The organism is Pseudomonas sp. JV449 (assembly GCF_032424295.1).
GTDB lineage: Bacteria > Pseudomonadota > Gammaproteobacteria > Pseudomonadales > Pseudomonadaceae > Aquipseudomonas > Aquipseudomonas marginalis.
In genome coordinates, this window is record NZ_VYKD01000005.1 from 39,191 (window position 1) to 61,179 (window position 21,989).

General features: G+C 60.1%; 29 protein-coding genes. 18 read left to right on the plus strand and 11 right to left on the minus strand.

Annotation, left to right across the window (positions count from 1 at the left end):
• Positions 1–88: 88 nt before the first annotated feature.
• From lptB to F6S08_RS05425, 5 genes are read right to left on the minus strand one after another with little or no spacing between them, the layout of a single operon-like run.
• The gene (lptB, locus tag F6S08_RS05405; protein WP_027604810.1) at positions 89–814 is read right to left on the minus strand and encodes an LPS export ABC transporter ATP-binding protein; all 726 of its coding nucleotides are present in this window, start codon (positions 812–814) and stop codon (positions 89–91) included.
• Positions 814–1,347 (minus strand): lipopolysaccharide transport periplasmic protein LptA, encoded by a 534-nt coding sequence (gene lptA / locus F6S08_RS05410; protein WP_027604809.1) that lies wholly within the window; start codon positions 1,345–1,347, stop codon positions 814–816. Before lptA ends, lptB begins: the two co-directional genes overlap by 1 nt.
• Positions 1,334–1,906, minus strand: a complete 573-nt coding sequence (gene lptC, locus F6S08_RS05415; RefSeq protein ID WP_065924291.1) for an LPS export ABC transporter periplasmic protein LptC — start codon at positions 1,904–1,906, stop codon at positions 1,334–1,336. The genes lptA and lptC overlap by 14 nt, the downstream gene beginning before the upstream one ends.
• A gap of 8 nt (positions 1,907–1,914) precedes the next feature.
• Positions 1,915–2,439 (minus strand): KdsC family phosphatase, encoded by a 525-nt coding sequence (locus F6S08_RS05420; RefSeq protein ID WP_027604807.1) that lies wholly within the window; start codon positions 2,437–2,439, stop codon positions 1,915–1,917.
• The gene (locus F6S08_RS05425; protein WP_027604806.1) at positions 2,440–3,414 is read right to left on the minus strand and encodes a KpsF/GutQ family sugar-phosphate isomerase; all 975 of its coding nucleotides are present in this window, start codon (positions 3,412–3,414) and stop codon (positions 2,440–2,442) included.
• 311 nt (positions 3,415–3,725) lie between these two features.
• Here F6S08_RS05425 and F6S08_RS05430 point away from each other — a divergent pair, with 311 nt between their 5' ends.
• The 10 genes from F6S08_RS05430 (at position 3,726) to hisC (ending at position 11,752) form a co-directional block, all read left to right on the plus strand.
• A complete protein-coding gene (locus tag F6S08_RS05430; RefSeq protein WP_065924289.1) occupies positions 3,726–4,535 on the plus strand; it encodes an ATP-binding cassette domain-containing protein in 810 nt (269 codons plus the stop codon).
• Positions 4,535–5,332 carry a lipid asymmetry maintenance ABC transporter permease subunit MlaE gene (gene mlaE, locus F6S08_RS05435; RefSeq protein WP_010213107.1) on the plus strand — a complete coding sequence of 266 codons (798 nt, stop codon included), beginning with the start codon at positions 4,535–4,537 and terminating at the stop codon, positions 5,330–5,332. The genes F6S08_RS05430 and mlaE overlap by 1 nt, the downstream gene beginning before the upstream one ends.
• On the plus strand, positions 5,332–5,799 hold the full coding sequence (mlaD, locus tag F6S08_RS05440) for an outer membrane lipid asymmetry maintenance protein MlaD (RefSeq protein WP_003171814.1): 468 nt from the start codon (positions 5,332–5,334) through the stop codon (positions 5,797–5,799). Before mlaE ends, mlaD begins: the two co-directional genes overlap by 1 nt.
• 11 nt (positions 5,800–5,810) lie before the next feature.
• Positions 5,811–6,458 (plus strand): phospholipid-binding protein MlaC, encoded by a 648-nt coding sequence (locus tag F6S08_RS05445; RefSeq protein WP_065924288.1) that lies wholly within the window; start codon positions 5,811–5,813, stop codon positions 6,456–6,458.
• Positions 6,455–6,760 carry a lipid asymmetry maintenance protein MlaB gene (locus F6S08_RS05450; RefSeq protein ID WP_065924287.1) on the plus strand — a complete coding sequence of 102 codons (306 nt, stop codon included), beginning with the start codon at positions 6,455–6,457 and terminating at the stop codon, positions 6,758–6,760. The genes F6S08_RS05445 and F6S08_RS05450 overlap by 4 nt, the downstream gene beginning before the upstream one ends.
• A gap of 114 nt (positions 6,761–6,874) precedes the next feature.
• Positions 6,875–7,114, plus strand: a complete 240-nt coding sequence (locus tag F6S08_RS05455; RefSeq protein WP_027604803.1) for a BolA family protein — start codon at positions 6,875–6,877, stop codon at positions 7,112–7,114.
• A gap of 23 nt (positions 7,115–7,137) precedes the next feature.
• The gene (gene murA, locus F6S08_RS05460) at positions 7,138–8,403 is read left to right on the plus strand and encodes a UDP-N-acetylglucosamine 1-carboxyvinyltransferase (RefSeq protein WP_024073479.1); all 1,266 of its coding nucleotides are present in this window, start codon (positions 7,138–7,140) and stop codon (positions 8,401–8,403) included.
• Positions 8,404–8,615: 212 nt separating this feature from the next.
• Complete coding sequence (gene hisG, locus F6S08_RS05465) at positions 8,616–9,251, plus strand: ATP phosphoribosyltransferase (RefSeq protein WP_027604802.1); 636 nt, start codon at positions 8,616–8,618, stop codon at positions 9,249–9,251.
• A 128-nt stretch (positions 9,252–9,379) separates the two neighbouring features.
• The gene (gene hisD, locus F6S08_RS05470) at positions 9,380–10,696 is read left to right on the plus strand and encodes a histidinol dehydrogenase (protein WP_315871359.1); all 1,317 of its coding nucleotides are present in this window, start codon (positions 9,380–9,382) and stop codon (positions 10,694–10,696) included.
• A 3-nt stretch (positions 10,697–10,699) separates the two neighbouring features.
• Positions 10,700–11,752 (plus strand): histidinol-phosphate transaminase, encoded by a 1,053-nt coding sequence (hisC, locus tag F6S08_RS05475; RefSeq protein WP_065924285.1) that lies wholly within the window; start codon positions 10,700–10,702, stop codon positions 11,750–11,752.
• A 234-nt stretch (positions 11,753–11,986) separates the two neighbouring features.
• Here hisC and F6S08_RS05480 read toward each other — a convergent pair whose 3' ends face one another.
• Complete coding sequence (locus F6S08_RS05480) at positions 11,987–13,261, minus strand: uracil-xanthine permease family protein (protein ID WP_027604799.1); 1,275 nt, start codon at positions 13,259–13,261, stop codon at positions 11,987–11,989.
• A gap of 2 nt (positions 13,262–13,263) precedes the next feature.
• The gene (gene upp / locus F6S08_RS05485) at positions 13,264–13,902 is read right to left on the minus strand and encodes a uracil phosphoribosyltransferase (protein WP_027604798.1); all 639 of its coding nucleotides are present in this window, start codon (positions 13,900–13,902) and stop codon (positions 13,264–13,266) included.
• Between the two features lie 163 nt (positions 13,903–14,065).
• On the opposite strand from upp, the gene F6S08_RS05490 reads away from it, so the two are divergent.
• The 4 genes from F6S08_RS05490 to F6S08_RS05505 all read left to right on the plus strand — a co-directional run bounded on the left by F6S08_RS05490 (position 14,066) and on the right by F6S08_RS05505 (position 16,032).
• Positions 14,066–14,623: a hypoxanthine-guanine phosphoribosyltransferase gene (locus F6S08_RS05490; RefSeq protein ID WP_027604797.1), complete on the plus strand. Its 558-nt coding sequence runs from the start codon at positions 14,066–14,068 to the stop codon at positions 14,621–14,623.
• 3 nt (positions 14,624–14,626) lie between these two features.
• On the plus strand, positions 14,627–15,094 hold the full coding sequence (locus F6S08_RS05495; protein ID WP_065924284.1) for a WbuC family cupin fold metalloprotein: 468 nt from the start codon (positions 14,627–14,629) through the stop codon (positions 15,092–15,094).
• A 35-nt stretch (positions 15,095–15,129) separates the two neighbouring features.
• Entirely contained in the window at positions 15,130–15,615 is a 486-nt protein-coding gene (locus F6S08_RS05500) for a hypothetical protein (protein ID WP_065924283.1), read from the plus strand.
• 129 nt (positions 15,616–15,744) lie between these two features.
• A complete protein-coding gene (locus F6S08_RS05505; protein WP_027604794.1) occupies positions 15,745–16,032 on the plus strand; it encodes a PA4642 family protein in 288 nt (95 codons plus the stop codon).
• Positions 16,033–16,162: 130 nt separating this feature from the next.
• On the opposite strand, the gene mqo is transcribed toward F6S08_RS05505, so the two are convergent.
• Both mqo and F6S08_RS05515 read right to left on the minus strand, forming a co-directional pair.
• Entirely contained in the window at positions 16,163–17,689 is a 1,527-nt protein-coding gene (mqo, locus tag F6S08_RS05510) for a malate dehydrogenase (quinone) (protein ID WP_137211558.1), read from the minus strand.
• Positions 17,690–18,417: 728 nt separating this feature from the next.
• On the minus strand, positions 18,418–18,651 hold the full coding sequence (locus F6S08_RS05515; protein WP_065924281.1) for a hypothetical protein: 234 nt from the start codon (positions 18,649–18,651) through the stop codon (positions 18,418–18,420).
• Between the two features lie 194 nt (positions 18,652–18,845).
• On the opposite strand from F6S08_RS05515, the gene F6S08_RS05520 reads away from it, so the two are divergent.
• On the plus strand, positions 18,846–19,433 hold the full coding sequence (locus F6S08_RS05520) for a YajG family lipoprotein (protein ID WP_065924280.1): 588 nt from the start codon (positions 18,846–18,848) through the stop codon (positions 19,431–19,433).
• A 58-nt stretch (positions 19,434–19,491) separates the two neighbouring features.
• Here the strand turns inward: F6S08_RS05520 and F6S08_RS05525 are convergent, their stop codons facing one another.
• Positions 19,492–19,701 (minus strand): hypothetical protein, encoded by a 210-nt coding sequence (locus tag F6S08_RS05525; RefSeq protein WP_027604790.1) that lies wholly within the window; start codon positions 19,699–19,701, stop codon positions 19,492–19,494.
• Between the two features lie 183 nt (positions 19,702–19,884).
• Here F6S08_RS05525 and F6S08_RS05530 point away from each other — a divergent pair, with 183 nt between their 5' ends.
• Positions 19,885–20,142: a hypothetical protein gene (locus F6S08_RS05530; RefSeq protein ID WP_065924279.1), complete on the plus strand. Its 258-nt coding sequence runs from the start codon at positions 19,885–19,887 to the stop codon at positions 20,140–20,142.
• 60 nt (positions 20,143–20,202) lie between these two features.
• On the opposite strand, the gene F6S08_RS05535 is transcribed toward F6S08_RS05530, so the two are convergent.
• A complete protein-coding gene (locus F6S08_RS05535) occupies positions 20,203–21,366 on the minus strand; it encodes a 1-acyl-sn-glycerol-3-phosphate acyltransferase (RefSeq protein WP_174562722.1) in 1,164 nt (387 codons plus the stop codon).
• Between the two features lie 132 nt (positions 21,367–21,498).
• On the opposite strand from F6S08_RS05535, the gene F6S08_RS05540 reads away from it, so the two are divergent.
• Positions 21,499–21,681 (plus strand): CPXCG motif-containing cysteine-rich protein, encoded by a 183-nt coding sequence (locus tag F6S08_RS05540; RefSeq protein WP_027604787.1) that lies wholly within the window; start codon positions 21,499–21,501, stop codon positions 21,679–21,681.
• Between the two features lie 11 nt (positions 21,682–21,692).
• The gene (locus tag F6S08_RS05545) at positions 21,693–21,953 is read left to right on the plus strand and encodes a putative signal transducing protein (RefSeq protein WP_027604786.1); all 261 of its coding nucleotides are present in this window, start codon (positions 21,693–21,695) and stop codon (positions 21,951–21,953) included.
• Positions 21,954–21,989: the final 36 nt, after the last annotated feature.

The following is a 21,989-nucleotide window of genomic DNA, read 5'->3' on the forward strand; positions in this document are numbered from 1 at the left end:
GCGCGGTAACAATAAAAATCCGGAGGTTTTCATTGACTCCCGCGCGTCGGGCAAACGACCTGCCGCCGCCTTGTTTTTGCAGGCGGCCTTACAGGCGGAACTCGTGACCCAGGTACACTTCCTTGACCAGTTCGTTGGCCAGGATGGTGGCAGAGTCGCCCTCGGCGATCAGCTGGCCATCGTTGACGATATACGCGGTTTCGCAGATATCGAGGGTCTCACGCACGTTGTGGTCAGTGATCAGTACACCGATGCCCTTGGCCTTGAGGTGGTGGATGATCTGCTTGATGTCGCCGACCGAGATGGGGTCGACGCCGGCAAACGGTTCGTCCAGCAGGATGAACTTGGGGGCAGTGGCCAGGGCGCGGGCGATTTCCACGCGACGACGCTCACCACCGGACAGGCTCATGCCAAGGTTGTCGCGAATATGGTTGATGTGGAATTCCTGGAGCAGGCTTTCCAATTCTTTGCGGCGGCCTTCACGGTCGAGTTCCTTGCGGGTTTCAAGGATGGCCATGATGTTGTCGGATACCGACAGCTTGCGGAAGATCGACGCTTCCTGCGGAAGATAGCCGATACCTGCGCGGGCACGGCCATGCATTGGCTGGTGGCTGACATCCAGGTCGTCGATCAGTACGCGACCTTGGTCCGCCTGGACCAGGCCGACGATCATGTAGAAGCAGGTGGTCTTGCCGGCGCCGTTAGGGCCAAGCAAGCCGACGATCTGGCCGCTGTCGATCGACAGGCTGACGTCGCGCACGACCTGACGGCTTTTATAGGCCTTGGCCAGATGCTGGGCTTTCAGGGTTGCCATTACTCGGCCTTCTTCTTCGGCTGGATAACCATGTCGATACGTGGGCGTGGCGCGGTGACCTTGCTGCCATTGGCGCGACCGGCGTTGGCGATCTGCTTCACGGTGTCATAGGTGATCTTCTCGCCTTCCGTGGAGTTGCCATCGGGGCTGAGTACCTTGGCCTGGTCGATCAGCACGATGCGATTCTGCTGGGCGTGATACTGGATGGTCTTGCCGTAGCCCTTCATCGGGCCGGTGTCGGTAGCCGACTGCTTCTGTTCGAAGTAAGCCAGGTTGCCCACCGAAGTCACCACGTCGATATCGCCCGCCTGGGTGCGCGTCAGTGTCACCGTGTTGCCGGTGATCTTCATCGAGCCCTGGGTGATGATCACGCCGCCGGTATAGGTGGCGACGCCTTGCTTGTCATCCAGCTGCGCATCGTCAGCCGAGATGTGGATCGGTTGCTGGCTATCGTTCGGCAGAGCCCAGGCGCTCACGCTTCCCAGTGCTGCGCCCAGACCGAGCAAAATAGGGAGAGTTTTAACGAGCCTCATACTGTCCTCTTACGTTCGATAGCAGGTGTATCCTGCTTTCTTTCAAATACGCTTTCATTCCCTTGCCAGTCGATACACCGCCAGCGCCGTCGATTCTAACGTCTTGCTCGGTCTGCGCATATTGCTTCTGTGGGAATACGGTCATGCGACTGCTGGTAATCACGGTGTCACGGTTTTTGGCGTCAGTACGCGCAACGCGTACCGAGTCAATCAGTTCTACCTCGGTGCCGTCCGGGTTCACCTCGCCACGCTTGCTCGTGACATGCCATGGGAACTCGGTGCCGCGGTACAGGTTCAGGTCCGGGTTAGTCAGCAGGGTGACTTCGGTGGCCTTCAAATGCTCGACTTTGTCCGAGGTCATTTCGTACTGCACCTTGCCGTCAGGCAGGAACTGCACGCTGTAGGCATTGGTTGCGTAATAGTCGATAGCCCCTTCTTCAACCTGCGCTGCAGGCTGGTCGAGGAAGCGCCCCGGGCTGATATTCCAGTAGCCCACCGCGAGGAACAGTGCGGCGATGACTCCGAATAGCAGGAAGTTGCGAATCTTTTTACTCAGCATAAAACGCTCTATAGGTAGGCGGCGTGGGCCGCTTCAAGACTGCCCTGGGCTCGCAGGATCAGTTCACAGAACTCGCGGGCGGCACCTTCGCCGCCACGGGCGGTGGTGACGCCATGGGCGTGCTCGCGAACAAACGTCGCCGCATTGGCGACGGCCATGCCCAGGCCCACTCGGCGAATGACCGGCAAGTCGGGCAGATCATCGCCCAGATAGGCGACCTGCTCATAGCTTAGGTTGAGTTGGCCAAGAAGCTCGTCCAGAACCACCAGTTTATCCTCGCGGCCCTGATACAGGTGAGGAATACCGAGGTTTTGTGCGCGGCGTTCCACAACGGGGGTTTTTCTGCCGCTGATAATCGCCGTTTGCACGCCCGAAGCCATCAGCATCTTGATGCCCTGGCCGTCGAGGGTATTGAACGTCTTGAATTCGCTGCCATCTTCGAGAAAGTACAGGCGGCCATCGGTCAGCACGCCGTCAACGTCGAAAATCGCCAGTTTGATGTGTTTGCCGCGTTGCAACAGGTCGCTGGTCATTTACATCACTCCCGCACGCAGCAAGTCGTGCATGTTCAGGGCGCCAACCGGGTGGTCGTCGCTATCGACCACCACCAGCGCGCCGATCTTGTGGTCTTCCATGATCTTCAAAGCTTCGGCCGCCAGCATTTCAGGGCGTGCAGTCTTGCCATGGGGGGTCATCACGGCGTCGATGGTCGCGGTGCGGATATCGATGGTGCGGTCCAGGGTGCGGCGCAGGTCACCGTCAGTGAATACCCCGGCCAGGCGCCCGTCGGCTTCCAGGATCACGGTCATGCCCAGGCCCTTGCGGGTCATTTCCATCAGCGCATCCTTCAGCAGGGTGCCGCGCTGGACGTGGGGCAATTCCTCGCCCGAATGCATGACGTTTTCCACTTTCAGCAGCAGGCGGCGGCCCAAGGCACCACCCGGGTGGGAAAATGCGAAGTCTTCAGCGGTGAATCCACGGGCTTCCAGCAGCGCCACGGCCAGGGCGTCGCCCATGACCAGGGCGGCGGTGGTGGAGGAGGTCGGCGCCAGGTTCAGCGGGCAGGCCTCGTGGTCCACGTGAACATTCAGGTTCACGTCGGCGGCCTTGGCCAGGGTGGATTCTGGGTTGCCGGTGAGGCTGATCATCTTGATGCCCAGGCGCTTGATCAGCGGCAGCAGGGTCACGATTTCGTTGGTGGTGCCGGAGTTGGACAGCGCCAGGATGATGTCATCCTTGGTGATCATGCCCATGTCGCCGTGGCTGGCTTCGGCCGGATGCACGAAAAATGCGGTAGTCCCGGTGCTGGCCAGGGTGGCGGCGATCTTGTTGCCGACGTGGCCCGATTTGCCCATGCCAACCACGACAACACGGCCCTTGCTGGCCAGGATCATCTCGCAGGCGCGTACGAAATCTGCGTCGATATGGGCCAGCAAGCCTTCTACGGCTTCAACTTCGAGGCGGATGGTGCGTTGCGCGGATTGAATAAGGTCGCTGGATTGGCTCATGTCTGAAGTCGTATAGCCTGACGAAAAGTCGGCGATTATAGCGGTAATGATCAATTCCCTCACGCAAGTTCGTCAGGCTTTATTCAACGAATGCCTGAGATCGATCCTCAGTAACATAGCCAGCAACGTTTTTTCCCTGTCCTTAAACTGAACTAGCGCAGTTCCGGCCTTGGGCGCCCTGTACCAGCAGTGATATAGTTCGCCGCCAGTTCGGTCCGCCCAGCCCATGTGGCTATCTATATGCGTCACCGTTGCAAACGTTTGTCGCATGCATGGTGTCTGAGTGAGAGGCTGCATCCCAAGGAGTTTAGATGAGTGCCGATAACGCCTACGCGGTCGAGCTGAAGGGACTGACCTTCAAGCGCGGGACGCGCAGCATCTTCAATAACGTCGATATTCGCATTCCCCGCGGCAAGGTCACGGGCATCATGGGTCCGTCCGGTTGCGGCAAGACCACGCTGCTGCGTCTGATGGGCATGCAATTGCGCCCCAGCGCCGGTGAAGTATGGGTCAACGGCCAGAACCTGCCGACACTGTCGCGCAGCGATCTGTTCGATGCGCGCAAGCATATGGGGGTGCTGTTCCAGAGCGGTGCGCTGTTTACCGACCTCGATGTGTTCGAGAACGTGGCATTTCCGTTGCGGGTGCATACCCAGCTGTCCGATGAAATGATTCGTGACATTGTGTTGCTGAAATTGCAGGCCGTGGGCCTTCGCGGCGCCATCGACCTGATGCCCGACGAACTGTCCGGCGGCATGAAGCGCCGCGTGGCCCTGGCGCGCGCCATTGCCCTCGACCCGCAGATCCTCATGTACGACGAGCCCTTCGTCGGCCAGGATCCGATTGCCATGGGCGTGCTGGTACGCCTGATCCGTCTGCTCAACGATGCCCTGGGTATCACCAGCATCGTGGTCTCCCACGACCTTGCAGAAACCGCGAGCATTGCCGATTACCTTTATGTAGTCGGCGATGGCCAGGTGCTGGGGCAGGGTACGCCTGAAGAACTGATGAACGCCGACAGCCCGCGTATTCGCCAATTCATGACCGGCGATCCCGATGGCCCCGTGCCTTTTCACTTTCCGGCAGCGGATTACCGCTCAGACCTTCTGGGGAAGCGCTGATGCGCAAGACATCTCTTATCGAGAAGGTTCGCCTTTTCGGTCGATCCGGTATCGACATCGTCGAAGTGCTGGGCCGCTCGACGATTTTCCTGTTCCACGCGTTGCTCGGCCGCGGTGGCATTGGTGGCGGCTTCGGCCTGTTGATCAAGCAGTTGCATTCGGTGGGCGTGATGTCCCTGGTGATCATTGTGGTCTCCGGGGTGTTCATCGGGATGGTGCTGGCGTTGCAGGGCTTCAATATCCTGTCCAGCTACGGTTCGGAGCAGGCAGTGGGGCAGATGGTTGCCCTGACGCTGCTGCGTGAGCTGGGGCCGGTCGTGACTGCGTTGCTGTTCGCCGGGCGTGCAGGTTCTGCGTTGACCGCCGAAATCGGCAACATGAAGTCCACCGAGCAGTTGTCCAGCCTGGAAATGATCGGCGTGGACCCGCTCAAGTACATTGTTGCCCCGCGCCTGTGGGCCGGCTTTATTTCCCTGCCGTTGCTGGCGATGATCTTCAGCGTGGTCGGTATCTGGGGCGGCTCGTGGGTGGCGGTGGACTGGCTGGGCGTCTATGACGGCTCCTACTGGGCCAACATGCAAAACAGCGTGACCTTCAGCGGTGACGTGCTCAACGGCATCATAAAGAGCATCGTCTTCGCCTTTGTAGTGACCTGGATCGCCGTATTCCAAGGCTATGACTGTGAGCCCACTTCAGAAGGGATCAGTCGCGCCACCACCAAGACCGTTGTGTACGCCTCGTTGGCAGTACTGGGCCTTGACTTCATTTTGACCGCCTTGATGTTTGGAGATTTCTGATGCAAAACCGCACTGTGGAAATCGGTGTCGGCCTTTTCTTGCTGGCTGGCATCCTGGCTTTACTGTTGCTGGCCCTGCGAGTCAGCGGCCTTTCGGCCAGCCCCACCGCCGATACTTATAAACTTTACGCGTACTTCGACAATATCGCCGGTTTGACTGTCAGAGCTAAAGTGACCATGGCCGGTGTGACCATCGGCAAGGTCACGGCAATCGATCTGGATCGCGACAGCTTCACCGGGCGAGTGACGATGCAACTGGACAAGAAGGTAGATAATCTGCCGACCGACTCCACTGCATCTATCCTCACTGCGGGTCTGCTGGGCGAGAAGTACATCGGTGTCAGCGTGGGCGGGGAAACAGCCCTGCTCAAGGATGGCTCGACCATCCACGACACGCAGTCGTCGCTGGTACTTGAAGACCTGATCGGTAAATTCCTGCTCAATACGGTCAATAAAGACGCCAAATGAGGAATCTGTACATGATCTCTACCTTGCGACGTGGCCTCCTGGTACTGCTGGCAGCGCTGCCGTTGATGGCCAACGCAGCGGGTTCTGCGCACGAACTGGTGCAGGACACTACCAACAGGATGTTGGCTGACCTGACTGCCAATAAAGAGCAGTACAAGCAAGACCCGAGCAAATTCTACGAAGCACTGAATACCATCGTCGGCCCGGTCGTCGATGCTGAAGGTATTTCGCGCAGCATCATGACGGTCAAATATTCGCGCAAGGCCACCCCTGCGCAAATGCAGACGTTCCAGGAAAACTTCAAGCGCGGCCTGTTCCAGTTCTATGGCAACGCTTTGCTTGAGTACAACAACCAGGGCATTACCGTCGCTCCCGCCGGGGATGAGTCGGGCGACCGCACCAGTGTCAACATGAGTGTCAAGGGCAACAATGGTGCCGTCTACCCTGTGCAGTACACGTTGGAGAAGATCAATGGCGAGTGGAAACTGCGCAATGTGATCATCAATGGCATCAACATCGGCAAGCTGTTCCGTGACCAGTTCGCCGACGCCATGCAGCGCAATGGCAACGACCTGGACAAAACCATCAATGGTTGGGCCGGTGAAGTCGCCAAGGCCAAGGAAGAGACCGATAAAGCCGCTGGGAAACCTGCCCAATGACCGAGTCGGCTGTTCGTCTCGGCGACGCGGGCGAGCTGTTCCTCAGCGGCGTGCTCGATTACCGCACCGGGCCTGACCTGCGCAAGCAGGGCCAGGCGCTGATCAAGACCAGCACGGCCCCTGCGTTGGTGCTGGATTGCTCGGCGGTAACCAAGTCCAGCAGTGTCGGCTTGTCGTTGCTGCTGTGTTTCATGCGCGATGCCGAAGCGGCCAAAAAGTCGGTCACCCTTCGTGCATTGCCCGAAGACATGCGTGAAATCGCCGAAGTTTCCGGTTTGACCGAGCTGTTGGCGCATCCTTAATACACATTATCGATAAAGCCCCCCGTCAGAGTCCTGCTATGCGGGGTTCGCAGGCGCGGGGCTTTTTTGTATGATGTGCGACCCGTGCGCACTGGGCGCCGATAGAGGTTGATCATGCAGGCCCTAGAAGTTAAGAGCTTTCTCGAAGGAAAGCTGCCGGATACGAACGTAGAAGTTGAAGGCGAAGGCTGCAACTTCCAGCTGAACGTGATTAGCGATGAACTGGCGGCACTCAGCCCGGTCAAGCGTCAGCAGCAGATCTATGCCCATTTGAACCCGTGGATCACCGATGGCAGCATCCACGCGGTCACTATGAAATTTTTCAGCCGCGCGGCCTGGGCCGAGCGCACCTGAGCCCCCAAGGCGTCGAGATTCTTATGGATAAATTGATTATTACCGGCGGTGCCCGCCTTGATGGCGAGATTCGCATTTCCGGTGCGAAAAACTCTGCCTTGCCGATCCTGGCTGCGACCCTGCTGTGCGATGGCCCTGTGACCGTGGCCAACCTGCCGCACCTGCACGACATCACCACCATGATCGAGCTGTTTGGTCGCATGGGTATCGAGCCGGTAATCGACGAGAAGCTGTCCGTCGAAATCGATCCGCGCACCATCAAGACCCTGATCGCCCCGTACGAACTGGTGAAGACCATGCGTGCGTCGATCCTGGTACTGGGCCCGATGGTCGCCCGTTTCGGCGAAGCCGAAGTCGCATTGCCTGGCGGTTGCGCCATTGGCTCGCGTCCGGTGGACCTGCACATCCGTGGCCTCGAGGCCATGGGCGCGACCATCGACGTCGAAGGCGGCTACATCAAGGCCAAGGCGCCGGAAGGCGGCCTGCGTGGCGCCAACTTCTTCTTTGATACCGTCAGTGTGACCGGTACCGAGAACATCATGATGGCTGCCGCCCTGGCCAACGGCCGCAGTGTGCTGCAAAACGCTGCGCGCGAGCCTGAAGTGGTCGACCTGGCCAACTTCCTGATCGCCATGGGTGCCAACATCACCGGCGCCGGCACCGACACCATCACCATCGACGGTGTGAAACGCCTGCACCCGGCCACCTACAAAGTGATGCCGGACCGCATCGAGACCGGTACCTACCTGGTTGCTGCCGCCGTCACCGGTGGTCGCGTCAAGGTCAAGGACACCGATCCGACCATCCTGGAAGCGGTCCTGGAAAAACTGCGCGAAGCCGGTGCCGAAATCACCACCGGTGAAGACTGGATCGAGCTGAACATGCACGGCAAGCGGCCAAAAGCCGTTAACGTGCGTACCGCTCCGTACCCGGCGTTCCCGACCGACATGCAGGCGCAGTTCATCTCCTTGAACGCCATTGCCGAAGGCACGGGGGCCGTGATCGAGACCATCTTCGAAAACCGTTTCATGCACGTGTACGAACTGCACCGCATGGGCGCGAAGATCCAGGTCGAAGGCAACACTGCCATCGTGACCGGCACCGAGAAGCTCAAGGGCGCGCCAGTCATGGCTACCGACCTGCGCGCTTCGGCCAGCCTGGTGATCTCGGCGCTGATCGCCGAAGGCGATACCCTGATCGACCGCATCTACCACATAGACCGTGGTTACGAGTGCATCGAAGAAAAACTGCAGATGCTCGGCGCGAAAATCCGCCGCGTACCGGGCTAGTCCCTCTGCATTGTAGGAGCGAGCTTGCTCGCGAAGAACTCGTGGGCACCGCGTTGAGTCTGAATAAACGCGTTATCGTTGACGTTTTTCGCGAGCAAGCTCGCTCCTACAGACACTGGTTTGTTTCAAATCGAGGCTGTCATGGCCTCGATCTGTGTCTGGCGCCGTTTGCGACCGGACAGCAATAGCCTGATGAAGGACTGACGTTTCCCATGTTGACCATCGCACTGTCCAAGGGCCGCATCCTTGACGACACTTTGCCGCTTCTGGCTGAAGCGGGCATCGTGCCGACCGAGAATCCGGACAAGAGCCGCAAGCTGATCATCCCAACGACCCAGGACGACGTTCGCCTGCTGATCGTACGGGCTACCGACGTGCCGACCTATGTTGAACATGGCGCGGCCGACCTCGGTGTCGCCGGTAAAGACGTGTTGATGGAATACGGCGGCCAAGGCCTGTACGAGCCGCTGGACCTGCGCATTGCCCTGTGCAAGCTGATGACCGCCGGCCGTGTCGGTGATGTCGAGCCTAAGGGCCGCCTGCGCGTGGCCACCAAGTTCGTCAACGTCGCCAAGCGCTACTACGCCGAGCAAGGCCGCCAGGTCGACATCATCAAGCTCTACGGCTCGATGGAGCTGGCGCCGCTGATCGGCCTGGCCGACAAGATCATCGACGTGGTCGACACCGGCAACACCCTGCGTGCCAACGGTCTCGAACCACAGGACTTTATCGCCGACATCAGCTCTCGGCTGATCGTCAACAAAGCGTCGATGAAGATGCAGCACGCCCGTATCCAGGCGTTGATCGACACCCTGCGCCAGGCAGTGGAGTCTCGACACCGCGGTTGACTCACCCGCGTAGCTGAAAAGCTGCGCCCGTCTATCCGCCTCATAGCCAGAATTCTCAGGTGCCCAAGCGGAAACGACTGCTAGTTTAGGGTGCCTGAGTTTTTGCCAATTCTATTGAGGCCCTCGCTATGACCACGTCCACAATTGCCCGACTCAACGCTGCCGACCCGGATTTCGCCCATCATCTGGATCATCTGCTGAGCTGGGAAAGCGTGTCCGACGACTCGGTCAACCAGCGGGTCCTCGACATTATCAAGGCCGTGCGCGAGCGCGGTGATGCGGCGCTGGTGGATTTCACCCGGCAGTTCGACGGTCTGGACGTCAAGTCCATGTCCGACCTGATCCTGCCCCGCGAACGCCTGGAACTGGCCCTGACGCGCATCACCGCGCCCCAGCGCCAGGCCCTCGAAGTCGCCGCGACCCGAGTGCGCAGCTACCACGAAAAACAGAAGCAGGACTCCTGGAGCTATACCGAGGCTGACGGCACCGTACTGGGCCAGAAGGTCACGCCCCTGGACCGTGCCGGCTTGTACGTGCCGGGTGGTAAGGCCTCGTACCCCTCGTCGGTGTTGATGAACGCGATTCCCGCCAAGGTGGCCGGCGTCACCGAAGTGGTCATGGTGGTACCGACCCCGCGCGGTGAAATCAACGAACTGGTACTGGCTGCCGCCTGCATTGCCGGTGTCGACCGCGTGTTTACCATCGGCGGTGCCCAAGCGGTTGCCGCCCTGGCTTATGGCACCGAAAGCGTGCCGAAGGTCGACAAGGTGGTCGGCCCCGGCAACATCTACGTGGCCACTGCCAAGCGCCACGTGTTCGGCCAGGTCGGTATCGACATGATCGCTGGCCCTTCGGAAATCCTCGTGGTGTGCGACGGACAGACCGACCCGGACTGGATCGCCATGGACCTGTTCTCCCAGGCCGAGCACGATGAGGACGCCCAGGCGATCCTGGTCAGCCCGGACGCCGAGTTCCTCGACAAGGTCGCCGCCAGCATCAATAAGCTGCTGCCGACCATGGACCGTGCCGAGATCATCGAGAAATCGATCAATGGCCGTGGCGCGCTGATCCTGGTGCGTGACATGGAGCAGGCTATCGAAGTGGCCAACCGTATCGCGCCGGAGCACCTGGAGCTGTCCGTGGCCGATCCACAGGCCTGGCTGCCGTCGATTCGCCATGCGGGTGCGATCTTCATGGGCCGCCACACCAGCGAAGCCCTGGGCGACTACTGCGCCGGCCCCAACCACGTCTTGCCAACCTCTGGCACCGCGCGCTTCTCGTCGCCGCTGGGGGTGTATGACTTCCAGAAGCGTTCGTCGATCATCTTCTGCTCGCCACAAGGCGCGTCCGAGTTGGGCAAGACCGCCTCGGTGCTGGCCCGTGGTGAATCCCTGAGCGCCCACGCCCGTAGCGCTGAGTATCGAATCCTGGAAGAGGGGAAATAACACATGAGCAAATTCTGGAGCCCCTTCGTCAAGGACCTCGTGCCTTACGTGCCCGGCGAGCAACCGAAGCTGACCAGGCTGGTCAAGCTCAACACCAATGAAAACCCCTACGGCCCGTCGCCCAAGGCGCTGGCTGCGATGCAGGCCGAGTTGAACGACAACCTGCGCCTGTACCCGGACCCCAACAGCGACCTGCTCAAGCAGGCCGTGGCCAAATACTACGGGATAGACGCCGGCAAGGTGTTCCTCGGTAACGGCTCCGATGAAGTCCTGGCACACATCTTCCACGGCCTGTTCCAGCACGAGCTGCCGTTGCTGTTCCCGGATATCAGCTACAGCTTCTATCCGGTGTACTGCGGCCTCTACGGCATCAAGTCCGACCCGGTGCCGTTGGACGAGCAGTTCCAGATCCGCGTAGCGGACTACACCAGGCCCAACGGCGGGATCATCTTCCCCAACCCGAACGCGCCCACCGGCTGTGTGCTGGCGCTGGACGCCGTGGAGCAGATTCTCAAGGCCAGCCCGGATTCGGTGGTGGTGGTCGATGAAGCCTATATCGACTTTGGCGGCGAAACAGCCATCAGCCTGGTGGACCGCTACCCGAACCTGCTGGTGACCCAGACCCTGTCCAAATCGCGCTCACTGGCCGGTTTGCGCGTGGGCCTGGCCGTGGGCCACCCGGACCTCATCGAGGCGCTGGAGCGGGTCAAGAACAGCTTCAACTCCTATCCGCTGGATCGCCTGGCGATTGTCGGCGCGGCGGCGGCGTTCGAGGACCGGGAGTACTTCGAGAAGACGTGCCGGTTGGTCATCGACAGTCGCGACCAATTGGTCGCGCAACTGGAAGGCAAGGGCTTTGAAGTGCTGCCGTCAGCAGCCAACTTCATCTTTGCCCGCCACCCACGGCACGACGCAGCCGGCCTGGCGGCCAAGCTGCGTGAGCAAGGGGTGATCGTGCGGCACTTCAAACAGGAGCGGATTGCCCAGTTCCTGCGGATCAGCATCGGTACGCCGGAGCAGAACCAGGCGCTGATCGATGGGTTGGGTGAGCTCTAAGCCACACTGAAGATCAAAAAATGTGGGAGGGGGCTTGCCCTAATGCCAGTCAGTTAAGCGTACATCGCCTCCTGTAGGAGCGAGCTTGCTCGCGAAAAACGTCAACGATAACGCGTGCTTCCTGAATGAACGCGGCGCCTGTGAGTTTTTCGCGAGCAAGCTCGCTCCTACAAAAAGCCTTAACTGACTGGCATTAGGGCTTGCCCCCTCCCACATTAGGTTCTGCCATATGTGTTAGATCAGCGGCTCATCCGGCTTCTTGTTCTTCCAGCCATCATTGCCCGGCAGCAACAGGTTCAGGCCAATCGCTACCACCGCACACAGGGCAATGCCTTTCAGGCCGAAGTCATCCGGACCGGTCCCGGTTCCCACCAGCACCCCACCAATCCCGAACACCAGGGTCACCGACACAATCACCAGATTGCGCGCTTCACCCAGGTCGATCCTGTGGCGGATCAAGGTGTTCATCCCCACCGCGGCAATCGAGCCGAACAGCAGGCACAGGATCCCGCCCATCACCGGCACCGGGATGCTTTGCAGCAGTGCGCCGAATTTGCCGATGAACGCCAGGCTGATGGCAAACACTGCCGCCCAGGTCATGATCTTTGGGTTGTAGTTCTTGGTCAGCATCACCGCGCCCGTCACTTCGGCGTAGGTGGTGTTCGGCGGGCCGCCAAACAGGCCGGCGGCCGTGGTGGCGATCCCGTCACCGAGCAGGGTGCGGTGAAGGCCAGGCTTCTTCAGGTAGTCGCGACCGGTCACGCTGCCCACCGCAATCACGCCGCCGATGTGTTCGATCGCCGGGGCCAGGGCCACTGGGACGATAAACAGGATCGCCTGCCAGTTGAACTCCGGCGCGGTGAAGTGGGGCAGGGCGAACCACGGGGCGGCGGCGATCTTCGCCGTGTCGACCACGCCGAAGTAGAACGCCATGGCAAAGCCCACCAGCACGCCGGAGATGATCGGCACCAGGCGGAAGATACCCTTGCCGAACACCGCGACGATCAACGTGGTCAGCAGCGCCGGCATCGAGATCATCATCGCCGTCTGGTAATGAATCAACTCGGCGCCGTCGCCGGATTTACCCATCGCCATGTTCGCGGCAATCGGTGCCATGGCCAGGCCGATGGAAATGATCACCGGGCCGATCACCACGGGTGGCAGCAGGCGGTCGATGAAACCGGTGCCTTTGATCTTCACGGCCAGGCCGAGGAAGGTATAGACAAAACCGGCCGCCATCACCCCGCCCATGGTCGCTGCGAGGCCGAACTGGCCCTTGGCAAGAATGATCGGGGTAATGAAGGCAAAGCTCGACGCCAGGAAGACCGGCACCTGCCGCCCTGTCACCAGTTGGAACAACAGCGTGCCCAGGCCGGCGGTGAACAGGGCGACGTTTGGATCAAGACCTGTGATCAGTGGCATCAACACCAGCGCGCCAAATGCTACGAAGAGCATCTGTGCGCCAGACAGGATCTGGCGCCAAAGCGGGTCGTTGAATTCATCCTGCATGCTCACGCGTCCTTCTGCTTGGTGCCGAAGATCTTGTCACCGGCATCGCCCAGGCCTGGGATGATGTAACCGTGTTCGTTCAGGCGCTCATCGATGGAAGCGGTGTAGATCTGCACGTCCGGGTGGGCTTTCTCGACGGCGGCGATGCCTTCGGGCGCGGCCACCAGCACCATGGCGCGGATGTCCCGGCAACCGGCTTTTTTCAGCAGGTCGATGGTGGCAACCATGGAGCTGCCGGTAGCGAGCATCGGGTCGATGATCATGGCCAGGCGCTCGTTGATTTCCGGTACGAGTTTTTCCAGATAGGTGTGGGCCTGCAGGGTTTCTTCGTTGCGGGCGACGCCGACGGCGCTGACCTTGGCGCCCGGGATCAGGCTGAGTACGCCTTCGAGCATGCCGATACCGGCACGCAGGATCGGCACCACGGTAATTTTCTTACCGGCGATTTTCTCGACCTGGACAGTGCCTGCCCAACCTTCGATGTCGTAGGTTTCCAGGGGCAAATCTTTGGTGGCTTCGTAAGTGAGCAGCGCTCCAACTTCCTGAGCAAGCTCACGGAAATTCTTCGTGCTGATGTCGGCACGGCGCATAAGGCCGAGTTTGTGTCGGATCAGCGGGTGGCGGATCTCGCGAGTGGGCATGGGAAAGGCTCCGGCGGCGGGCAAAAAAACCGGCCTAGATTAATCTATCCGAGGGTGTTGTCCTATAGACATCTAGTACGTTAGTCCATTAAGGCTTGCTCGGAGCGCATGAGAAGCGTACCTTCGCCCGCTTTTCTTGCCACAGCACACCTTGGAGAGCGCCATGTCCGCTGATCTCGAGCATATCCGTCAAATCATGCGCGAGGCTGACTGCCTGTACACCGAAGCGCAAGTCGAAGCAGCGATCGCTAAGGTTGGCGCACACATCACCCGCGAAATGGCCGACACCAACCCGGTGGTCTTCTGCGTGATGAACGGTGGCCTGATCTTTGCCGGCAAATTGCTGACTCACCTGCAGTTCCCGTTGGAAGCGTCCTACCTGCACGCCACTCGCTATCGCAACGAAACCAGCGGTGGCGACCTGTTCTGGAAAGCCAAGCCGGAAGTTTCGTTCATCGACCGCGATGTGCTGATCATCGACGACATCCTTGATGAGGGCCACACCCTGGGCGCGATCATCGACTTCTGCAAACACGCTGGCGCACGTAAGGTGCACACCGCCGTGCTGATCGACAAAGACCACGACCGCAAGGCCCGTCCCGAGTTGAAAGCCGATTTCGTCGGCCTGCCGTGCATCGATCGCTACATCTTCGGTTACGGTATGGATTACAAGGGCTACTGGCGCAACGCCAATGGAATCTACGCCGTCAAAGGTATGTAACCTATGACTCGCTTTCTTGATCAGACGCTGTTTGCCGAGTTGGCCGAGAAAGCGGGCGCCAGCCCCCGTGGCCGGCATCATCACAACTTTCATCAGATGGAAGAACCGTGCCATCGCCTGGCCGTGGGCCTGCAGCCCAGCACGTATGTGCCGCCACATCGGCACTTGAGCGCGGATAAGGCGGAAACCTTGCTGGTCCTCCAGGGTCGCTTGGGCTTGCTGGTGTTCAGCGACACCGGCGAGGTGCTCGCCAAGCGCGTGATGCAGGCCGGCGGCGAATGCTCGGGCGTCGACCTGCCGCCCGGCGTGTTCCATGGCCTGGTGGTGCTCGCCCCCGACACGGTGATGTTCGAGTGCAAGGCCGGGCCTTATCGGCCGGTGGGCGAAGGCGAACTGGCCGATTGGGCGCCCCGTGAAGGCGACGCCAATGTGGCCGAGTATCAACGCTGGATGCTTGCCCAGTTCGATTGAGCTACAGTGCTGGGCCACCTCTTGCGGAGCGGCCCATGAGCCTGTTGATACGCACCTGCGCCGCCCTGGCGTTGACCCTCAGTCTGCCGCTGGCTGCGGCGCCTGCGCCGATGCATGCGCAGTTCCTGCCGCCGGACGATCTGACCCTGCGCGCCGAAACCCCTGACCAGCAGCAACTGCTGCAAGTCACCGAATATGCGGTGGTGGTGGGCAACCAGCGTCAATCCACGCAACAACCGATCCCGGTGACCTCGCCGCTGATGATCCGTCTCAAGGGCAAGTCCCTGAACAAAGGCGCGACTATCAGCCAGGTGGTGCTCAACTTCGATGCCGAAAGCAAAAGCTTGAAAAAGCCGGTCTACGATGACAAGAGCAAAACCTTGACCCTGTCCTACCCGGTGGCCCAGTACCGAGTGATTGTCGACCTGCTGCGCAATGACGCGGTGTATGTGCAGTTCCTCAGTTACGCCAACGGGCATGTCTGGGCGGATTTGCATACCGGTGCTGTTCGTAGCAAATAGCAAAAACACTGAAGAACCAATGTGGGAAGGGCTTGCCCCCGTCCACATTGGTTCTTCACCGCTTTCGAAGCCTGCGCCTCGCAGGTAGACTTCAAACCCCGTGTAAATGTCTGCTGGCTGGAGTCGGTAATGCGTAAAGATAAGAAACAGGTGATTGGTGACGAGATCGGCGACGACCAGATCAAGTTGTTCCTGGACTTCGAGCCGGTTGACGCGACTTCCCCGTCCCTGCACAAACTGATCAAGGCCTACCGTGGCCTGCGTATCGACGACTTCGAACGCTTCCTGGTTTTCTTCAAGGCGGCCGGTTTGGACCTGGATGGCAAGGATGAGCACGGCCAGACCTTTGTCGACCTGATCAAGGACCAGCGCAACGCCGCCGACTATATCGAGCTGATCGACAACGCCCGCGGCTGATTATTCCCGGCCACAAAAAACGCCCCGTTCTCATCGCGAGAGCGGGGCGTTTTTGCTTTTTACTGTAGGAGCGAGCTTGCTCGCGAAAAAACAGAGAACGCCGCGTTAAACCAGATGCGCTGCGTTATCGTTAACGATCTTCGCGAGCAAGCTCGCTCCTACCGGTCTCGGCGGCAGATTCAACCAGTTCGAGGCTGATGTTGTTCTGCGTATTGATCTTGCGATACAGCTCGGCATCAGTCTCCAGGACCTTCTCCCGTGCCGGGAAGATCTCGTGCAGCTTGGTCGCCCACTCACCGGCAGTTTTCTGCGGGAAGCACCGCTCGATCAGTTCCAGCATGATCGACACGGTCACCGAAGCGCCTGGGGACGCACCCAGCAGTGCTGCCAGTGAGCCATCTTTAGCCGCGACCAGCTCGGTGCCAAATTGCAGCACGCCGCCTTTCTTCGGGTCTTTCTTGATGATCTGCACCCGTTGGCCGGCCACTTCCAGGCGCCAGTCTTCGGCTTTCGCTTCGGGGTAGAAGCGACGCAGGGACTCCAGGCGCTGCTCCATGGACTGCATCACTTCGCTGACCAGGTACTTGGTCAGGTCCATGTTGTCGCGGGCCACGGCCAGCATCGGGCCAATGTTGCCGGCGCGAACCGACAGCGGCAGGTCGAGGAACGAGCCGTGCTTGAGGAACTTGGTGGTGAAGCCGGCGTAGGGCCCGAACAGCAGGGATTTCTTGCCGTCGACTACGCGGGTGTCCAGGTGCGGCACGGACATCGGCGGCGAGCCCACGGCGGCCTGGCTGTAGACCTTGGCCTGGTGGTGCTTGACCACTTCCGGGTTGTCGCAACGCAGCCACTGGCCGCTGACCGGGAAACCGCCAAACCCTTTGCTTTCTTCGATACCCGAGGCCTGCAGCAGCGGCAGGGCCGCGCCACCGGCGCCGAGGAACACGAACTTGGCGTCCACTTCGCGGCTGTTGCCGCTGTTGACGTCCTTGATGCTCACGGTCCAGCCTGCGCCGTTACGCTTGAGGCCGGTCACGCGCTTGCTGTACTTGACCTGAGCGTCCGGGGAGCTGGTCAGGTGAGTGAGCAACTGGTTGGTCAGGGCGCCGAAGTTGACGTCGGTGCCGTTCATCACACGGGTGGCCGCGATTTTTTCGTCGAGCGGGCGCCCCGGCATCATCAGAGGCATCCACTCGGCCATTTCGCTGCGGTCTTCGGTGTAGTGCATGTCCGAGAACGCATGGTGCTGGCTGAGGGTTTCAAAGCGCTTCCTGAGGAACTCCACGCCTTTTTCGCCCTGCACGAAGCTCAGGTGCGGCACCGGGCTGATAAAGGACTTGGACGAGCCAAAGGTGCCCTTCCTGGTCAGGTAGGCCCAGAACTGCTTCGACACCTCGAACTGGGTGTTGATGTGCACGGCTTTCTTGATGTCGATGGAGCCATCGGCGGCCTGGGGCGTGTAGTTCAGCTCACACAGCCCGGCGTGACCGGTACCGGCGTTGTTCCACGGGTTGGAACTTTCCGCGGCACCCGAGTCCATCAGCTCAACGACTTCCAGCTTGAGGCCGGGGTCGAGCTCTTTGAGCAGTACGGCCAGGGTGGCACTCATGATGCCGGCCCCTACCAGTACTACGTCGACTGCTTCGTTATGCGCCATTTAACGCGTCTCCAAAATCTGCAGCACCAAATTGACGGCATGGCTGCCAGGAGTGACGGGGCGTTTCACGTGTTGCCCCAGGTTACCCATGGCCAGGATCGCCATGTCCGTTTCGCAATTCCTTGCACATTCAGCACACGCTTCCTGCCCGGCCTGATCTGCCTATGAACGCATTCATGGGCGCCTGTGGCAATTCGACTTATGGTCAAAGCGTGCGATTCGTGCAATCAATCCGTAGCGGACAGGCTCAAGCTCCGGTGTTTGCGGAGTACTCGGGCCTGTGTGGTTGGGCTGTTCCAGACGCTGATGGTGCTTGTACAAACGCCAAACTATTCATTTGCTCGCCACACTCTTGTGAAGTTGTGAAAACCCGTTTTTTTCACGCTCTTTTGAAGACGTGAACCTCAAAAAAGGGCTGCCCCGGCCTGGCACCTGGCCCGCAAACCTCTGCCGACACGCGGCAAAACGGGCAAACAACTCAAGTGGCCGAGCGCAATGGCAGCTCTGGCAGATTCGGTAAAGGCGGGTGGTTTGCAAAGGAAACAGCAAGCGCGCCAGCTTCACAGGATCTGTGTGGGCGGCTCTCTGTGGGCGATTCTTGGGGTTAATACCGAGGCATTAACGATGCTGCGAGGCCCGATCAGGAGACGTCCTTATAATCGGGGGGAGATTGTAGCGAAGAACGCCGGGGAAATGGGCGGGTTTTATGACTTTTATTAGGCGTTCGGTCAGGCGGCCAACGCCTGGTGACGTAGCGACCGCGCAGGGCGTGGGCTTACACGGGCGCGGGCCGGCAACGGATGATGCATCCAGCTCAGGCGAATTTCTTCGATTTCCACCCAGCCTTCGCCGACGGGAGGCTGGCAGCACGCTTTGAACGCCTGGCAACGGCCTTGCGCATCGAGCAGGGCGAACTGGCGAAGGGCGGGCTTGCGCGTAAACAGCGACCAGAGAAAATGCATGGCGATCAACCTCCTGAGATTGAGGCCAAGCATGCCTGCTTCGGATGACGAGCCCATGTAACGGCTATGACATATCGGTGACATCGAACCGCAGGCGAAGCCCCGGGTCACAGGTTGTAACTGACGCTAGTTCCCTGCAGGGGCGCCCCGCTATACTGCCGGCCTGTCGGTACCTGATTTCTGGAGAGAAGCGCATGTTGCAACGCCTGTTGTTCGGTTTGATCACTGTGACCAGCTTGACCCTGGTTGGCTGCGCCAACAGCCCGCAGCAACTGACCCCGGAACCGAAAATCACCACGCAGCTGGCCCCGGTGGGCCATGGCCAGCCGGTGTCGGTACGGGTGGTGGACGGTCGTCCGTCGCCGACACTCGGTTCGCGCGGTGGCCTGTACCCGGAAACCGCCCTGGTGTCGGTGAACGCTCAAGACGTGCTGCCCAAGCTGCAAGCCCAGGCGGAAGCGGCCGTGCGCCTGCTGGGTTTCACCCCCAGCCCCAACGCGCCGGGCGCTCCGCAGTTGACGATCACCCTGGCCGAGTTGAAGTATCAGTCGCCTAAAGACGGTCTTTACGTGACCGAGGCGTCCATTGGCGCCACCTTCAAGTCCGACGTCACCGCCGGCACCCGTCGCTACAGCGGCCGTTACGGTGCGTCGCTGAACCAGCGCTTCGGCATGTCGCCTAACCAGGAAACCAACACCAGGCTGGTCAGCGACGTCCTGAGCGATGCCTTGACCCGCCTGTTCAAGGACCCAAGCATCGGTTCATTGCTCAGCTCGCAGTAATCGCTCAAACAAAAAAACCGGGCTCAGCGATGAGTCCGGTTTTTTTATGCCTTCAGTTTCACGCGGCCGTGTCGATACAAAAGTCCAGCATGCTCACCCCCGTCAACAGATCGGCCTCGGGCAAGTCCGCATGCTGGTGCCCGCCAAGGGCGCAATACACCAGCCAGTGGCGGTCCTGCACGTTGAACGCCAGGCCGCCGATCAGCGCCTCCTGCTCGTCGCTTTGGGCAATCAGATACAGCCGATCCTGGTTGTGCGCGTGCAGCATGACAAGCTCCTGAATGTTCGAAGGGCAACAGAGTGGCTTGTTAAGGTGACGTTCAGGTGACGGCGTAAATTACTGGATACATTAGCCGTCCATGGGAGATGGAGCGGTTTTGGTGCTCGAGGCCACTACCGTCAAGGTTTGTATCTGAACCGATACCCACAGACTGTTTCATCGAGGTTTGCGATGGCGCTGCCCGCACTATTGATCAATGCCGTGGCTTTATCAGTGGCCTGCCCAGGCGCTGCGCTGCTGTTCATCACCCGCCTGCGCGAGCAACGCGCCATGGCTGAACTGACGGCGCAAAGTGAAGATCGCGCAATCGACCAGCCCATGCTGTTCCTGGATGTGCGCACCGAGCGGGCGCACCGTGTGGCTTACCGCATCGGGTTCGCCTGCCTTGGACTGGCGCTGGCTACTTCCTGGCTCAGCACCCGAATCTAAAAAAACGCAGAACCAATGTGGGAGGGGGCTTGCCTCCTCCCACATTTTCTTGATCGGTGTTTACAGCGGGATTCCAGCCTTGACCCGATACTGATTGCGCACTGGCGTCGCGTATTGCACCACCAGGAAAGGCCGGTGCTCGGCCGGGCAGTCGTTCAGGCGCCGCTCCCACTCCGCCTTCGCCTTGGCCAGTTCATCGGCCGGGAACACGTCGGCCGCCTTCGGCACCTGCAACTGCGGGTCGGCATCGCTCCACTGGGCGTACGCCAGGTAGTGCACAGGGAACAGCCGGTAGCCGCCGAGAATCTGCCGATCCATTTCCACGGCCAGGACCTTGGTGTCTTCGAAACGCTCGGTAATCGGCGGCGCGAAGTTGATATGTACGCGGCCTTTGTAGCCGGTGATGCCCAGCGCAATGCTGACGTCATCCTCGCCTTGCGCCTTGACGTAGGTGCCGGTGGTGGCGCGGATATACAGTTCGCGGGCCTTGGCGGCATCGCACGGGTCGTACTCGTAGCTGATGGACACCGGCGTCAGGTTGAGTGACTGGATCACTTCGGCAAACGGCTCGTCCTTGCGGCTGACATGGAACATCTTGAGGATCGCCGACTCGGTGCGGTCATCCCCGTCCTTGGCGCGGCCTTCGGCCTGGGCGATCCAGATCGACTGGCAGTCGTTGCGGATCGAATGGTTGATATAGGCCGACAGCAGGTTGAACGCCGCCATCTTCTCCTTTCGCCCGGTGATCGAACGGTGCACGATGAAGCTCTTGTTCAGGCGCATCAGGTCACTGACAAACGGCTTTTGCAGCAGGTTATCGCCGATGGCGATGCGTGGCGTCGGCAGGCCGGCGTGGTAGACGGCATAGTTGACGAAGGCCGGGTCCATCACGATGTCGCGGTGGTTGGCCAGGAACAGGTAGGCGGTGCCGGATTTGAGCTGTTCGACGCCGGTGTAGGTCACGCCGTCGGTCGCCCGGTCAATGGTGTGGTCGACGTAATACTCGACTTTGTCCTGAAGCGTGGCCACGGTGGTGACACCGGCGAACTCGCGGCGCAGTTTGCGCGCGATCATCGGCTTGAGCAGCCAGCCCAGGGCGCCGGCAAAGCGCGGGAAGCGGAAGTGGGTCAGGATGTCCAGAAAGGCCTTGTCACTGAACAGCCGGGCCAGCACTGCCGGGACTTCGCTGTCGTTGTAAGGTCGGATGGTATCGAATTCGCCCATCATGCTCTCTTGTTAGAAACGGCTAGGGTAAGTAAAGGAAATACCAGGGAGCGTCCGGGCAATTGGCCCGGCCGGAAAATAGCCCTGTAAATAGACCGGCGATTATACGCACAAGTCACCTGGGAGACTGCGATGCTGGAAACTGCTCTGTACGATTGTCCTTATTGTGGTGAGGCGGTAGAGACCGCGGTGGATTTATCCGGCGGTGATCAGACATACATCGAGGACTGTCAGGTGTGTTGCCGACCGATCATTTTCAACCTGCAGGTCCATGGTGAAGAGTGGATGCTCGAAACCCGCAGTGAAAACGAATAACAGGTACGCCCATGCAGCGAATCTACGAACCGGAAAACCTGATGGAAGGCGAGTTGCTGCAGCAAATGCTCGCCAGCGAGGGCATCGAGGCGCACCTGGTAGGGCGCCATTTGCTCGGCGGCACGGGGGAGTTGCCGATCTTCGGCCTGCTGGGGCTGGAAGTGGACAACGACCGGGCGGCTGAAGCCCGCGAGCTGATTACCGCCTATATCGGTGCGCAACCCCTGCCCGGCGACGAACCCGACAGCTTCCCCGACGTATTGGTCTGTTAGGCTGTCGGTCGGTTTACCCAAGAGTCGTGTTGCCCC